The organism is Paenibacillus sp. GSMTC-2017, from assembly GCF_016019935.1.
Taxonomy (GTDB): domain Bacteria; phylum Bacillota; class Bacilli; order Paenibacillales; family Paenibacillaceae; genus Pristimantibacillus.
In genome coordinates, this window is sequence record NZ_JAECMT010000005.1 from 89,423 (window position 1) to 104,882 (window position 15,460).

Here is a 15,460-nt window from a genome sequence, read left to right on the forward strand (position 1 = left end):
TAGGTAATAGTTGACTCTATTATACCATGAAGCTATCGTAACCCAACCATTCTACTAGAAGTATGAAATGTTTCAAAGGCTACGGAAGTGGGTAGTTAACACATATAAGGGGAGATGACGCTTATGGATACGATTATTGGAGTATGTGCTGTAGTTATAACGTTGGCCGTTCTTTTGTTACTTTATGCGGTTTACAACACGTTGAAGTTAGCCGGCAAGACAATGGAAGAGGCAAGTATAACGATGGTCAAATTGCGATCTGAGATTATTGAAATGAGTCTCGAAGCGAAAGAAATCGTTCAACAAACTGGGGCTGTTACACAGGATGTTCGTGATAAATTGAAGGAGCTGGATGGTTTGTTCCAAAGTGTTAGCGATATAGGGGAAGTAACCCAAACGTTAACTGCTACTATGAAAGAAGCGGCTACAGGGGCGATTGCAGGTGTGAAGGCCAGTAATGGTAGCGTCAATGAAGTACATGCAGAAGAAAATAAAATAGTTAGTGCGATTGCAGATGGGGTCGCGTCAACACTCCGTATATGGAACAGGCTAAAGCAAAATTAAGTTATACTAGATTAGAAGTAGAAAGGAATGTGTACGATGAAAAATAGACCCATCCATTTATCGATACCGGCGAAAGCCGATTACCTGGATATCGTTCGGTCTGCTCTATATGGGGTAGCTATCAAATATGGATTCGTATTCGAAGAGATCGAGGATATGAAAGTTGCTGTAACCGAGGCATGTTCCAATGCGATTTTACATGCCTATGAAGGGGATGCCGATGCAGGTTCTGTTGACATCACTTTTCTGTGGAACGGAGAAGCGTTAGTTATTACGGTGCGGGATTATGGAAATAGCAATGAACATCGTGGTACTGAAACGAGAACGTCAATTATACATCAATCTCCTCTTAGTGAAGTGACAGCTGGAGGATTAGGCATATTTATGATGCAAGCTTTAATGGATGAGGTGGAGGTCAGTACAGAATATGGTACGGAGGTTGTACTTACTAAGCGCATGAGCAGAAGTGGGGAACTGGTATGAAGGAGCAATCCTCTAGCTTACACCCGCAACAAGTGAAAGAATTAATGAAGAGTTATCAAATAGATGGCTGTAATGATAGTGCTACGACTCTATTACTGCATTATGAATCAATTGTTAAAATGGCAGCAGGAAAGATGTCACGGAGTAGACCCGATTTATATGAGGATCTATTCCAAGTCGGGCAGATGTCGATGTTGCGTCTTCTGGCACAATTTGAACCTGAGCGTGAAATTCCATTCGAAGGTTATGCGATGAAAAGTATCATCGGCCATTTGAAAAACTATTTGCGCGATAAATCATGGTACATACAAGTTCCGCGTCGAATTAAAGAAAAGGGATTGCTCATTCAGAAAGCAATCGATCATTTGACTGTCTCATTAGGGCGCTCCCCAAAGGTAGAGGAAATAGCGGCTTACTTGGAACTTTCCGTAGAGGAAACAATCGAAGTACTTACATCGAGGGAATCTTATCAATATGTATCGCTTGATACCCCGCTTTCTTCAGAAGGAGAAAGCGCCGCAACGATAGGAGATATGATTCCTTCACAATCGGATGACTTACTTTCATTAGAAGGAAGAATGGATCTAATGGAGGCGCTTTCGGAACTGAAATCGCAAGAGCAGACGGTGTTAACGTTAGTTTATTCAAGCGGACTATCTCAGCGTGAAGTTGCGGACCAGCTAGGTATTTCACAAATGAGTGTGTCACGTATTCAGCGGAGAGCAATTGAGAAGCTTAAGGAGCTATTAGACATAGAGCAAGCGGAGGGATGAAGCCTCCGCTTTTTTTGTATTTAATTGTGGCATAAAGCAGCCTCCAATCTGTTGATTGCATCAGATTGGAGGCTGTTTTGTTTGTATATGTTGCTCAATTGAGCGGGGTTATTGCGCGGGATCAGGCTGTAAGCCCATTTTAACCAATTCGGTGTTGGTTGGCATGGCGTCCATTTCTTTGCCTAGTTTCACCATATCTTTTTCCTTTGGAGCCATTGAGTTAACAACTGTGGATTCACATGCGTCTTCTACAGCTTCTTCGATTGCTTCTTTTGTTTGAGAACATATACTTTCTTTTAGCTCTATCGTTCGTTTGCCGATTGCTTGAATTTGATTGGACAGATCGGCACGTAGCCTCTCTCCCGATTTGGGAGCTAGTAGCAGAGCTGTCGCTGCGCCAACAACACCTCCGACCACTGCGCCGATAAGTATCCCGTTTCCTCCGGATAGTTTGGTCATACACGATCTCTCCTTTTTCCTATTGAATTAAGGCTTAATGCCTTCTACTACTTCTATAAACCGTTTTGCCATTATTCAAACAAATGCCTCATTTATGCAAATGAAACAATTCATGTTTTTACCAACTAAAGCGAAAGATAAAATTAGGAATTTGCAGAATAATAGTGGAAACGTAGGAGGAGTGGATGCACGCTTGGCATCGAAGAGAAGGAACTCACTTTTTATTGGCATCGTTATCGTAATTATTGTCGGCATTTCCGCAATTCTGTTATGGCAAAAGGGAAAAAGTGACTCGGGTGAAACGGGGCATCCAGCCGAAGTTATTCAGCCCTCTATTCAAACAGATTCAAAATTTAACAAAAGATATGACGTAATCGTTGCAGGTACCGACCCTGAAGGAGTAGCGGCAGCGGTATCAGCAGCGAGAAACGGGCTAAAGGTATTACTTGTTGATGGGAAAAATCGGGATCGATTAGGAGGCCTCATTACACTTGGTTGGCTGAATTCACTCGATTTGAACTATTCACCTGTGCGGTCCACAATTCCGGGAAAACATCATTTTTTGAACAGAGGTATTTTCGAGGAATGGTATAACCAGCTTGAAGGAACTTCTATCGATGTTGGGACGGCGGCTGTTGCCTTTCAAAAGATGGTGCAAGCAGAATCGAATATCGATCTACTCATAAAAGTACAATCAATGAAGCCATTTATGGATGGCACACTTGTAACAGGTATGATCATTACAGATGAAGCGGGGAAAAAACATACGGTTAAATCGAATACAGTAATCGATGCAACGCAAGACGGGGATATTGCTGCTTTAGCAGGTGTTCCATTTACCGTTGGTCGTGAAGACTTAGGTAATCCTGAGGCAAGAATGGCCGTAACATTAGTGTTTAAGATGAGTGGGGTTACGGATGGCATTTGGCGATCATTCGGCAAGCGAGCGGATACAGGAATTGATAAGATGAGTGCTTGGGGTTTCCTTGCTGCAAAAGATTACAAGTCAACAGATCCTGAGCGAGTAGGTTTAAGAGGATTGAATATTGGTCGACAAAATGATGATACTATCCTTATAAATGCGATGCATATTTTTGGAATTGATCCGATGGACCCTGTTTCTATTGAAGAAGGCTTTGAAATTGGACGTAAGGAAGCGCCGCGGATTGTCTCATTTTTGAAGTCTAATTTTAAAGAGATGAGGCAATTACAATATGTAGATACTGCGCCTGAACTGTATTTCCGTGAAAGTCGCCATATAAATGGAGAGTATCGTCTAAAGATGGCAGATGTGATGCAAAATCGTAACTTTTGGGATGCTATTGCTTACGGTTCTTATGATGTTGATATACAGCGCCTTAGCCATGATGATACAGGTGCAATTATGATGTCGCCTCAGCAATATGGTGTTCCATTTCGGACACTTGTGCCACTTCGTGCAGAGCAACTGCTAGTGGTGGGTAGATCAGCAAGTTTTGATTCGTTGCCCCATGGCAGTGCACGTGTTATTCCGCTTGGTATGGCAACGGGTGAGGCGGCTGGTGCAGCGGTTAAGCTTGCGATAGAGAAGGGGATTACGCTCCGCGAACTGTCTAATTCGAAGAAATTAGTGGCTGAGTTGCAAAAGCGTTTAGTGAATCAAGGTATGGATTTGACGATGAATCAACTCCAGTTGCCAAAATATGCGAAGCATAAAGATTATAAAGGATTGCTTGCTGCGGTAAGTATGAACATGACAATCGGTGGCTACGACAATATGCGTTGGAATTTGAATGGGGTAGTTGAAGGGACGCAATATCGTAACATGATGTTGCGGTTATCCACTATGCATCCTGCTTACTTCAAAGGAGATCCCGAAACAGCGTTGCCGGTTATGAGGAATGATAAAGAGCCCGTTAGCTTGAAACAAGCAGCGTATACACTTTGTGCAATGGCAGGGGTAGACATATCACCTACGTATGCGGTTGATGAGCTGTTGAAGCGAGGTTGGGTAACACAAGAGACGATCTCAGGTATTGCTGATCCACGAGCGATAACGAATGGCGATTCTTTTATGCTTGTCCGTGATGTTGTTGCGTTTTATGCGGGCGTAGTATATGAATGAGAAATAGAGCAGATGGGCATAAAAAGAGATGATTACTACTCTGTAAGCATCACAGAGGAATCATCTCCTTTTCGTTATTATTATCGTTACATTTGTTTCTTAAGGTGTACGAGGCAGAGCATAATATCCAAATGCAAGATCAAGTAAGGCGCTTGCTTCTTGACGAAGCAGCGGCTGTTGCGAACGGAAGTTGACTGAACCGTCTTCGTTTATTTTTGTATCGGGATCTACAATGCCTTGGGAAATAAGTGCTGTAATTGCATCAGTTGCCCATGGAGCAGTCTCGTCAGTAAGTTTAATGTCTCGCTCAAGCTTAGCTTGTTTTAAATTTTGAATCATAGTTGCAGCTGTTTGTCTTGTAATGACTGCATTTCTATCAACAGCAGGAATACCAGTTATCATTTGCTTCTTGTGACCTTCAATCATATCAGGAAATCCATGCCAGCCATGAGCAATCATAATTGTGTCCATAAACTCGCCTTGTGTCATTGTGCCTTTAGGATCAAAGTTATTGCCCTCTTTGGCAAATAGGACATCACGCGCATGTAGATTGTTAATGTACGACGAATATGCACTATCATTAGGGACATCATTGAATGCTGGCTTACTATGAACCTTACGTGCATCAGAACCAAAATCAAGACCATTGGGATTTGTATAATAAAAATATTCAATCTGACCGTGTTGATTTTTTTTGAAGGCCAATTTATTGCCTGCCTCATCTTCAAACAACAGTGGGTGAACCATTTTTAACGTATGTTTGCCACTTGTTCCTGTCTCCATAATGAGGTTGCCATCCCCGTAAGTGAAGTTGGAATTCAAGAAAAAGAATCTTGTGTTCAAATAAGTGCCAACATATTGATCTGCATCCTTCTCGCTTAGTGGAATGTACTTCGGTTGTTCTACTTCTCGTTCGTCAGGGAAATATTGATCCATAAATGCTTCATATACTTCTAAGCTCATCATCGTATCATTGTTATAGGACATGTAGAAGGAAACGTTTTTCTCCGGCAACAGCACAATCAAGGATTGATGACCAGGCAGGTTCCCGCCTTTTAGTACAACATGGTGGCCATTCATCATATCATTGAGATAACCCTCAAACCCGCCAACTGTAGTCATAGGAATTGATTTGTCTGCAAATACGGAGTAGGTTTGCATCTGTTCCGCAGTTTTTTCATTAATGATCTTCTTGCCGTTAACTGTTCCCTTCTGCTGAAACATAATCAAATATTTCGCCATATCTTCTCCTGTTGATAAAATGCTGCCCTGAGGACCATCTGTAGGAGCATGTCCAGATACTGGATGGGGTTTGCCATCCGGTCCATAAGTTGTGGCCATTCTACTCAACAACTCGGGCGTAAATCGAGAACTTGTAGAATTCATCCCTAATGGCTTAAACACATTGTCTTCCATATACTGCGAGTATGATTTACCGCTAACGTTTTCAATCGCATAGCCAGCCAATAAAAAAGCAAAATTGTCATACGTATAAGCTTCGCCAGGTTTTCGAACAACTGTAGGCATATTTTCTGTTATAACTTCCTTCATCGGAATATGTTGATCGATAAATTTAGGATCTAAAAAGAGGGATTTATCCGGGTAATCAAATCCTGCTGTGTAAGTTAACAAATGGTTTAACGTAAGCGGAGTATTTGTTTTGTTAGGTATTTTCATTCCCCCGAGATAGTCTTGAATATCTCGATCTAGCTCCATTTTCCCACCTTCTACGAGTTGCAGTGCAGCTAAAGCAGTAAATGTTTTTGAAACAGATGCGATTTGAAACACGGTATCTTTATCTACGGCAATTTTTTTTTCTTTGTCTGCAAAGCCATACCCTTTACTCACGAGCACTTCACCATCTTGAACAACGACGAAATTGGATCCATTTACGTTGTGTTTCTTCATCGCTTTTTCAAATACAGGATCTATAAAGCTCTCAATTTCTTGTGGGTTTAACTTAACTTTTGTGCTGACCTCATTCGATATCTGAGATGCGACTGGACTAGTATTTCGATTGGAAACGGGGGCCGTGCAGGCTGTAAATATAGTAGTCAATGAAAGTAAGGCGACGAGACTGATTTTACGAATGTTAGTATTCATGTGTGTTTCTCCTCATGTGTTTGAAATAGGCTGGCGGGGTGCCATTCAGAGTTGCACATTGAATGACTTTCGCTGCTTCACGAGTATCACAAAAGGAGTGTCATACTAACAAGTTACCTTCTGTCACTCCTTTCACTACCTATCATAAAGTGAAGTTTGTTACATGTCATATGACGTTTTGACACTAGGAATAGAGAGGGTTTGACGTTTAAACTGCAGAGGATATAAGGGCTTCACAAAACTCTGGAGGTGCATTTCTTTTGAAAAAGTTATTGTTAAACAACATGCAAAACGTAATCTTTTTGTTCTTTACTTTTATTTCTGGTCTATTTTATTTTTGCTTCTATTTAGTAACGTTAACATTTGGATTGGGTATGTCGTTTACGGTAATTGGGATACCGATATTAACGTATGTCATGCGTTCAGCACGGAAGTTCGTTCGATATGAACGTACACAAACGAAAATTTACACGGATCTAACAATAGAGTTGAAAGATGTGGAACTACAAGTAGAAGGATCGTTGTGGGTTCAAGCTAAGCGAGAGCTTATAGATCAACGCAACTGGCGTGCTATATTTTGGTTAATGCTAAAGCTGTTCGTAGGCTGGATAAGTCTGTTATGCGCTGTCCTATTCTATATTATGCCGCTTGCCTTTATTGCAGCGCCTTTATTTGTTCCATTTGTGAATGTTCAAATTATGACGATGACAATCGATACGTTGGAACATTCTTTAATCGTTATGTTAGCAGGTATTGTACTTGCCTTTATTGGCGGGTGGTTAGGTAAAGGCATCACACAATGGATTGGAAGATATACACGATACATGGTTAAGGCGATATCTGGCGAGTCTGCTTAATCAGGATGCGCCTGGAGAGTGAATACTCTATACTATTACGTATGGTAAGGATGACGCATAGGTGAGGTGCTACACATGTTTGATGTAGTCAAACAATGGTTTTGGTATGATTGGGTATTGCTGTTATTTCGAATTTTAGCTAGTGTTTCTGTCATTTTCGCAATGGTAGATGAGCATGATCAATTAACGATACCGATTTGGGTAATGATAATTTGGCAGATTATCGCCTTTTCTATCCCGTGGCTTTGTTTGCTGTTTAACTATAAATTTTATCTTGTATCTGAAATGGTGCTTTCTGGAGGTTTAAGTTTATATCTAAGTATGATCTTCCCTGAAGCGTATACGACTTTTTTGATTCCTGCCGTTATGATTGCTGCCAATAGCGCAAAACAATCTTATCGATGGTCGGCTCCAATTACTGTTTTAGCCATTCCACTTATTATAAATGCGGCTGCCTCGCACCATGATTTATTACAATTGATTTTAAACATGGGAATAGCCTATACAATTGGGTTTGCTTTTCATCTACTCGTAGTCAATCATCGGCAGAATGGAATTATTCGTCATCAACATGCAGTACTAGAGCAGTATGTATCTCAAATTGAAAAAGTAACCATAAGTGAAGAACGTAACCGTCTTACGAAAGACTTGCACGATACGTTAGGCCATTCTTATGCGTCTATCATTATGGGCTTAGAGACGCTGAGAACTGAACTTATGACGAGTGAGGGTCAAACGAAGCTAGAGGCTTTGCTCGGCTTAGCACGCAAAAGTATGGATGAAGGCAGAGGGTTTGTACATCAACTAGAAACACCGCATGATCGTTTAACACTGGTTGAATCTTTGAAGGACCTTATAGATGGATTTCAATCCAATTCCAACGTCGTCGTCCGTTTTCGAACATTAGGGGAAGAAACAACGATAACTAAACTAGCTCATACGACTTTATATCGTTGCTTACAGGAATCCTTAACGAACGCAGTAAGACATGGTCAAGCTACAGAGCTCGTTGTCCTTCTTCAATTTGAGGAGCAACAAACTAGACTTGAAGTACAAGACAACGGTCTAGGGACAGCGGAGTTACAGGATGGATTTGGACTGAGGGCAATGAAAGAACGTGCAAGCAATCTTCAAGGTCAAGTGTCGATCTATTCTGAAGTTGGTGAGGGCACAGTCGTTACATGTACGTTGCCAAGGCAAACGGCACAGCCAAACGAGATGATACGATTGCTAGTAGTTGATGACCAACCTTTCATAAGAGAAAGTCTAAAAACGTTGTTAGAAGGTCAACGTGATTTGCTTGTCGTTGGAATGGCTGAAGATGGGGTACAGGCTACAGAATATTGCGAGCAGTTACAGCCGCATGTAGTTCTAATGGATTTGGATATGCCGAATAGAGACGGAATCGCAGCAACTAAGTTGATCAAACAGAATTGGCCAGCAGTCCGAGTTCTTGTTCTTACTACTTTTCAGGATAAGGAAAAAGCAAAGGAAGTGCTGAGAAGTGGTGCAGATGGATATTTATTAAAGTCTATGGGGCCACGCGAGTTAGCTGAAACGATACGTCTCGTCTATCGTGGGGGAACAATTATTGCACCATTTATATCTAATCAATTGTTTGGCGAGTCAGAAGTGATGCTTGAGGAAAGGGATAGTTCATTCACCGAGAATGAAAGTAAGGTTGTAATGGATTCATACGATTTAACAGCCAGAGAACTTGAAATATTACAGCTAGTTGCACAAGGACTTCGTTACAAAACGATAGCTTCAAAACTCTATTTATCCGACGGGACAGTACGCAATTATGCTTCTTCCGCATACCTTAAGTTGGATGTACGCAATCGGGAAGAGGCCGTTCAAAAGGTAGTTGCAGCTGGTCTTCTAAAAGTGAATTGAATGGTTTTAGGAATTTTATTACAGAGTATAAGGTTAAAAAAGAGGATGATTCCCGTTCAACACGAGGAATCATCTTCTTTTTTATATACTATTTAAAGAAACTATCAAACGCCGCTTTGATGCTTTCTTGATCATGGGAGATGGATAGAAGTACATAGTTACCATTTCGGATGATTTGATAGTTTTTTGCATCTTCGTGCTGGTCAGGCAAATATGTAGAAAATGTTTTTATAATATCTTCGGCACGTTTTGTTAGCCCATCTTTTACATCTTCATAATTTTTATCCGACTTCAGCTTAACAACAACGAGCTCTGTTGCTTTCGTGTTCATCATGGCTTGATTATACACACCAGAAGTTGTTAATTCATCCGGCTTGAAGTAATAAGAGTCGCTTATTTGCTCACCTGTTACTTCCATTAACACCGGTAGTTGAACATCTTCCATAATTTTATCTACAATATCAGAAACTTTTACCGTATCAGCCGCTTCTGGTTTAGGTGTTGGTTTTGGCTTCGGTTTTTCTGTTGGTTTTGGTTTCTCAGTCGGTTTCGGGCTAGGCTTAGAAGTCGACGGTTTCTCAGTAGGTTTCGTGTTTTGGTTCGACGTTGAAGGTTTCTCCGTTGGTTTAGGCTGTGAAACTGCTGGTTTGTCAGTCGGCTTTGTTGTTGGTTTTTCAGTTGGCTTGTCCGACGGTTTTGCAGAAGGCTTCTCAGTTGCAGTTGGTGGAGTCGTTTCTACTGAGGGTGTTTCAGTAGGTTTCTTGGATGCTTCTGGTTCTGTGGAAGGTTTTCCAGTAGCTTCTGCATCTTTGCCTCCATCACTATTGCCTGCACCTGTTTCAGTCGATTCATTTGCGGCTGGATTGTTTGTAGCGGTGGCATTTCCTGGGTTGTTACCGTTGCCACAACCGGTCACTAATAGCGATAAAACTATCGTTATTGCGGCCATCGTTTTGAACAGTTTCTTGTTGTTAATCATGCTCACTTCTCTCCTTAGGTCTTATGAAGTCGAACAACAGACGACCACACAAGTCCAAAGGTTGCAGTAGCAACTGATTAATACGGGTTGTTCAAAAAAAAGTACGATTTGGCATACATTTTCTACTTTGAGTCCCGTCATATGTAAAAATAACGCGTAATGACTGTATGGGATTCACATGCTGAGGGTCAGATTAGTTGGTTACGTAGGTTTAAAGCTAAGGGTCAAAACGACTCTTGCAGCTTGAGAATGAGCACTAGTGAGTAATAATCAATCATTTGTTTGGAACTACTGCTTACAATTAATCCCTATTTACTCTCTTATAAGCGAAGTGGTTCGTTGGACCATGTCCAGCACCGAATCCTAATTGATGTTCGATTGCCGCATCAATAAAAGCTTTCGCTCTTGTCACTGAATCCAATAGTGAGCCCCCAATAGCAAGACCACTTGTGATTGCAGCAGAAAATGTACACCCCGTACCATGTGTATGACGAGTATTTATACGGGGGCTTTCGAATGTGTAGACTTCATCCCTTTCAAACAACATATCTACTACAACATCCCCTGTAGAGGGATCATGCCCACCTTTCATAACAACTGCATTTGCCCCCATAGCGAAAAGTCGCATTGCAGCTTCCTTACGGTCTTCGAGAGTCACGATCTTTACTCCAGTAAGTACTTCTGCTTCTGGAATATTGGGTGTAACGACCTCAGCCAAAGGAATGAGCTTAGCAATGAGTGTATCCAACGCTTCTTGAGCAAGTAAGGAAGTCCCGCCTTTTGCGATCATGACGGGATCTATGACGAGATTACGCCAACCGTACTTCTTCATATTTTCAGCTACTATTTTAATTACATCTGCATTCGCGAGCATACCTGTCTTAATCGCATATGGTGGAAGATCATCGCCAATCGATTGAAGCTGTGCGGATATAGCATTATTTTCAACGGGATATACACTTTGTACGCCGAGCGTGTTTTGAGCGGTTATTGCTGTTATCGCTGACATACCATAAACACCTAGCTCTTGAAATGTTTTAAGATCGGCTTGAATGCCAGCACCGCCGCCACTATCTGATCCCGCTATCGTCAATGCCTTATGTATATAGGTAGAAGAAATCATCGTTACTTTGCCCCTGACTTATAAATCATTTAGTACTATTGTAACAAGCGCACGCCTTGAATAAAATGGAATTATTTCAAATCGAACCGTTTAAAGTTGCTATGCCCTCTCGATTTTGGTAGGTTGGAATCATATAAGCGGCACATCACGTGCTCTCACAATATAAGTAACAAGGGAGAAGTGTCAGAAATGTCTATGGAGATCGAACGAAAGTTTCTTTTACCGCAATTTCCGAAGGAATTAATAATAAGTGGTGAAATGGTTGTTCACCTTGAACAACGAATCGAACAAACCTATTTAGCAATGGATGATAATGAAGAACTAAGAGTACGCCGCATTGTTGAACAACCCTCTGGTGAGATTAGCTACACACATACGTTCAAAAAGGGAAATGGCTTAGTTCGCGAAGAAGTAGAATATGAAGTTTCGGAAGGAATCTATAATCAAGTTGTAGCAGCATTTGGCTTCAAACCACTGACCAAGGATCGGGTAACTGCGAAATGGAACGATATCACGGTTGAAATCGACAACTATGATCAGATACAGTTAACTGTACTGGAAGTCGAGTTCTCGTCACTTGATGAGGCCAATGCATTCCAAGCACCAGCATGGTTCGGGGAAGATATAAGCTCTCAAAAGCAATATAGCAACAAGACCGTATGGAAGCAGCTCCAAGGTGAGAAGTGGCAGGGAAAGTAGGGTATATCTGACCTGCCGAAGCTTTGCGAAGAAAGGAGGGCTACCCTATGTCCATATATGACAGAGGGAGTTATTTGCGAAACATCCAATTAATGAGGGAGCAGATTCCCTCTTTCAAGCAATATCCATTCAATTTGGATGCGATCCGGGAGTTGAGCGATCTCAAGCTTCACCCCAAAGTAACCTATTTAGTTGGTGAAAACGGCTCAGGCAAGTCTACCTTGATGGAGGCAATAGCAGTGGCGCTTGGATTTAATGCCGAAGGTGGGACGAAAAATTTTACGTTCCAGACGGAAGCAACACATTCCGAGCTTCACAATTATTTAAAAATAGTTCGCGGGACAAGGAAGCCACGAGATGGCTTTTTCTTCAGAGCGGAGTCCTACTATAATTTAGCAACAAATATAGACGAACTAGATCGTGAACCCTATCAGCTAGGACCGCCTATCATCGACTCTTACGGTGGTAAGTCACTCCATCAACAATCTCATGGGGAATCCTTCTTAGCAACCTTTCTTAATCGATTTGGCGGGAACGGACTTTATATTTTGGACGAGCCTGAGTCGGCACTGTCGCCATCTAGACAGTTAACGATGCTCGCTAGAATGCATGATCTTATAAAGGATAACTCTCAATTTATTATTGCGACACATTCTCCAATATTGTTAGCATATCCAGACGCAACAATCTACCAATTAAATGCTAATGGCATTGAAGAGACGACTTGGGAAGAGACGGATCATTACATCATTACTAAACAGTTTCTAAATAATCGAGACCGTATGCTACAGAACCTTCTCGTTGATGATGAGGATGAATAAAACATGGGAGCTACTGACTTGCGATCAGCAGCTCCCATTTTCTATTTTTCAATTTGCTTCTCCAGCTGCTCGAATAATGTTTTTGTTGTTGCCGGGTTTTTATCATTATAGACAACATAAGAGTCCTCTAACTTCATCACGATAAAAGGAGGCGACTTCTTAAACACATACAATTTGGCTGGACCTAATTCACTAAGCTTAAAGTTGCCTCTAGCATAGGCTGAGGTTGCAGTCCCATTCGCTCGAAATCCACTTGGCAGGACATCCGCTATTTTCAACTCTTGAATATGATCTTTATGAAAATGGAAAGGGTAATCAGTGTCTTTAATTGTGATTGAACCTTTATCGTCAATGAGCAGCAGTGGCGCTGTTGATTCTGCTCGGATAAGGATAATCATAACAGGTATAACTGCAGCGGCGAAAACAATAAATTTTCCGTAGTAGATCATTTTTCCAGCGGCAGTTGCTGTATTCAAAGTTGATCCTATTCCGGTACGCTTCTCTACCCTTGTAGATGAATGATCTGGATTATAATAAGTCATTCCATGTCTCCAGTATTCATCACTATCTGCGATATACCTTTTTCCATCCGTGTGTGCCAAGCGGTACTCTAAATCCCGAATAAGACTATGTACAAAATAAATACCGAAAAGTGGAACTAAAGATACCATGGCGATACCACTCGTCCAAAGACTAGGGCTGAGCGCTGTCCCTTCTTTTAAAACATAATAGGCAATAAAAGCATTCACAACTTCAAAGATTGATAGTGTAAGCCAAAATACGGACCAATACCGTCTCGCCGCCTGATTTATCGCTATGTTAGGTAGTGCGTTTCGACTATATGCACGTTGTTTACTATGTGTGAATGAGAGTGATAGAAGAACGATTACACCTGTCATTAGAATAGATGCTATGCCCGTCAGTCGCAATAAATAGTTGTCATTTTGAGCCGATACAATAATGAGGGGCACGGACATAAGGGCTGGCACGAGGAACAGATAGGGTGAAAGTGGCTTCATGCCAGAGTAATGAGCGATTTCCTTATCTAGGACAACCGTTTTTTGTTTGCCCACAAACCAGCCGTTATCTCGTTTCAACATAGCTGCCTTGTGATGGATTTGTTTAAATGGTACTGTTGAAGTGTACGCTACGGCTACGAGCCATAGGCACAAATAAATAAACGCAGTCGCCGTATTGTCGCCTAACCACAGCAAGGGCAAGACGGTAACAACATAAGCAATAACGAATCCAACATAACTTTTTACAAAATGTTTCTGCAAAGCGGTTAACCTTTCATCCTTTAACGCTTCAAAAGGGAATGTAACACCGAACCACACTTGTTTTTTTGGCTTTGTTTGCGAGTAGAAAATACTAAACAATATAGCAACAATAAGTAGAGCGGGTATAATTATTATAGATGTGTGCAATTATTTACCTCCTGTTAAATAGGCTTACAATCGTTAACGCCCACTATAATATAGAACATATGATCTTGTCAAAAAAGAAGGAGATGTTTACAGATGATACGATTCGGAATAATAGGTACGAACTGGATTACAGAACGATTTATTGCAGCGGCAAAGCTACATAAGGAATTTGAGCTTGCGGCAATCTATTCTCGTACCGAAGAAAGAGCTCGTGAATTTGCTGACAAGCATCAAATTGCACATTCCTTTACGGAATTGAATGCGATGTTTATGAGCGGTGTAATCGATGCCGTTTACATAGCAAGTCCGAATAGCTATCATTCAGAGCAATCTATACTTGCAATGAATAATGGTATTCATGTACTTTGCGAGAAGCCTGCTGCATCCAATGTTCGTGAGCTAAATGAAATGATAGAGGCGGCAAAGCGGAATAACGTCTTGCTAATGGAAGCAGTCAAATCAACGTTAATGCCAGGTTTTAAGGCGGTTAAAGAAAATATCGGACGGATCGGTGCAGTGCGCCGTTATTTCGCAAATTTTTGTCAATATTCCTCCCGCTATGATGCTTACAAGGAAGGAACAGTTATGAACTCTTTTAAGCCAGAGCTATCCAATGGATCGCTTGTTGATATCGGTGTCTATTGTATTTATCCAGCTGTTGCATTGTTCGGTAGACCAAAGTCAGTTAAAGCGACAGGTTATTTGCTAGAGTCGGGAGTAGACGGCGAAGGAAGTATATTGCTAGAGTACGAGACAATGGATGCAGTTTTGCTCCACTCCAAAATATCAAATTCTTCGATGATCAATGAAATTCAAGGTGAAGATTGTAATATGATCATTAATAAAATAAGCGAGCCAACTCGCATCGAACTCAACTTCAGAGATGGCATTATAGAGGATATCTCAAGACCAACAATCGAACATACGATGTTTTATGAACTAGAGGAATTTATTTCTCTTATTAAGGCGGGCCGGACAGAATCGACGGTCAATACGTTCGAAGTTTCGCTTATAACGATGGAGATTATGGACGAAGCGAGAAGGCAAATGGGAGTCCGTTTTCCAGCGGATCAAACGATGAACTAACTTAACGATCAGATCAATCGATCAATTGAGACGAGATACTAGTCGTAAGCCATGTTGAACGTAATCGAAAGCTTTGTGGATTAGCA

General features: G+C 41.3%; 14 protein-coding genes. 9 read left to right on the plus strand and 5 right to left on the minus strand.

Going from position 1 to position 15,460, the window contains the following annotated elements:
* Positions 1-123 precede the first annotated feature (123 nt).
* From I6N90_RS19330 to I6N90_RS19340, 3 genes are read left to right on the plus strand one after another with little or no spacing between them, the layout of a single operon-like run.
* A complete protein-coding gene (locus I6N90_RS19330) occupies positions 124-564 on the plus strand; it encodes a DUF948 domain-containing protein (RefSeq protein WP_197937298.1) in 441 nt (146 codons plus the stop codon).
* Between the two features lie 36 nt (positions 565-600).
* On the plus strand, positions 601-1,047 hold the full coding sequence (locus tag I6N90_RS19335) for an ATP-binding protein (RefSeq protein ID WP_197937299.1): 447 nt from the start codon (positions 601-603) through the stop codon (positions 1,045-1,047).
* A complete protein-coding gene (locus I6N90_RS19340) occupies positions 1,044-1,820 on the plus strand; it encodes a sigma-70 family RNA polymerase sigma factor (RefSeq protein ID WP_197937300.1) in 777 nt (258 codons plus the stop codon). The genes I6N90_RS19335 and I6N90_RS19340 overlap by 4 nt, the downstream gene beginning before the upstream one ends.
* Before the next feature lie 108 nt (positions 1,821-1,928).
* Here the strand turns inward: I6N90_RS19340 and I6N90_RS19345 are convergent, their stop codons facing one another.
* Positions 1,929-2,279, minus strand: coding sequence for a YtxH domain-containing protein (locus tag I6N90_RS19345; RefSeq protein ID WP_197937301.1), 351 nt, complete (start codon positions 2,277-2,279; stop codon positions 1,929-1,931).
* A gap of 100 nt (positions 2,280-2,379) precedes the next feature.
* On the opposite strand from I6N90_RS19345, the gene I6N90_RS19350 reads away from it, so the two are divergent.
* A complete protein-coding gene (locus I6N90_RS19350; protein ID WP_232243171.1) occupies positions 2,380-4,383 on the plus strand; it encodes an FAD-dependent oxidoreductase in 2,004 nt (667 codons plus the stop codon).
* Positions 4,384-4,482: 99 nt separating this feature from the next.
* Here the strand turns inward: I6N90_RS19350 and I6N90_RS19355 are convergent, their stop codons facing one another.
* Positions 4,483-6,486, minus strand: coding sequence for a serine hydrolase (locus tag I6N90_RS19355; protein ID WP_197937302.1), 2,004 nt, complete (start codon positions 6,484-6,486; stop codon positions 4,483-4,485).
* A gap of 260 nt (positions 6,487-6,746) precedes the next feature.
* Between I6N90_RS19355 and I6N90_RS19360 the strand changes: the two genes are divergently transcribed.
* Both I6N90_RS19360 and I6N90_RS19365 read left to right on the plus strand, forming a co-directional pair.
* Positions 6,747-7,343, plus strand: coding sequence for a sensor domain-containing protein (locus I6N90_RS19360; RefSeq protein ID WP_197937303.1), 597 nt, complete (start codon positions 6,747-6,749; stop codon positions 7,341-7,343).
* Between the two features lie 75 nt (positions 7,344-7,418).
* On the plus strand, positions 7,419-9,239 hold the full coding sequence (locus I6N90_RS19365) for a helix-turn-helix transcriptional regulator (protein ID WP_197937304.1): 1,821 nt from the start codon (positions 7,419-7,421) through the stop codon (positions 9,237-9,239).
* Positions 9,240-9,327: 88 nt separating this feature from the next.
* On the opposite strand, the gene I6N90_RS19370 is transcribed toward I6N90_RS19365, so the two are convergent.
* Complete coding sequence (locus tag I6N90_RS19370; protein WP_197937305.1) at positions 9,328-10,218, minus strand: DUF4358 domain-containing protein; 891 nt, start codon at positions 10,216-10,218, stop codon at positions 9,328-9,330.
* A gap of 301 nt (positions 10,219-10,519) precedes the next feature.
* Entirely contained in the window at positions 10,520-11,341 is an 822-nt protein-coding gene (gene thiD, locus I6N90_RS19375) for a bifunctional hydroxymethylpyrimidine kinase/phosphomethylpyrimidine kinase (protein WP_197937306.1), read from the minus strand.
* Positions 11,342-11,530: 189 nt separating this feature from the next.
* Here thiD and I6N90_RS19380 point away from each other — a divergent pair, with 189 nt between their 5' ends.
* Both I6N90_RS19380 and I6N90_RS19385 read left to right on the plus strand, forming a co-directional pair.
* On the plus strand, positions 11,531-12,040 hold the full coding sequence (locus tag I6N90_RS19380) for a CYTH domain-containing protein (RefSeq protein WP_197937307.1): 510 nt from the start codon (positions 11,531-11,533) through the stop codon (positions 12,038-12,040).
* A gap of 47 nt (positions 12,041-12,087) precedes the next feature.
* Positions 12,088-12,861 (plus strand): AAA family ATPase, encoded by a 774-nt coding sequence (locus I6N90_RS19385; protein ID WP_197937308.1) that lies wholly within the window; start codon positions 12,088-12,090, stop codon positions 12,859-12,861.
* A 41-nt stretch (positions 12,862-12,902) separates the two neighbouring features.
* Here I6N90_RS19385 and I6N90_RS19390 read toward each other — a convergent pair whose 3' ends face one another.
* Positions 12,903-14,288: a hypothetical protein gene (locus tag I6N90_RS19390; RefSeq protein WP_197937309.1), complete on the minus strand. Its 1,386-nt coding sequence runs from the start codon at positions 14,286-14,288 to the stop codon at positions 12,903-12,905.
* Between the two features lie 93 nt (positions 14,289-14,381).
* On the opposite strand from I6N90_RS19390, the gene I6N90_RS19395 reads away from it, so the two are divergent.
* Positions 14,382-15,374 (plus strand): Gfo/Idh/MocA family protein, encoded by a 993-nt coding sequence (locus I6N90_RS19395; protein ID WP_197937310.1) that lies wholly within the window; start codon positions 14,382-14,384, stop codon positions 15,372-15,374.
* Positions 15,375-15,460 lie beyond the last annotated feature (86 nt).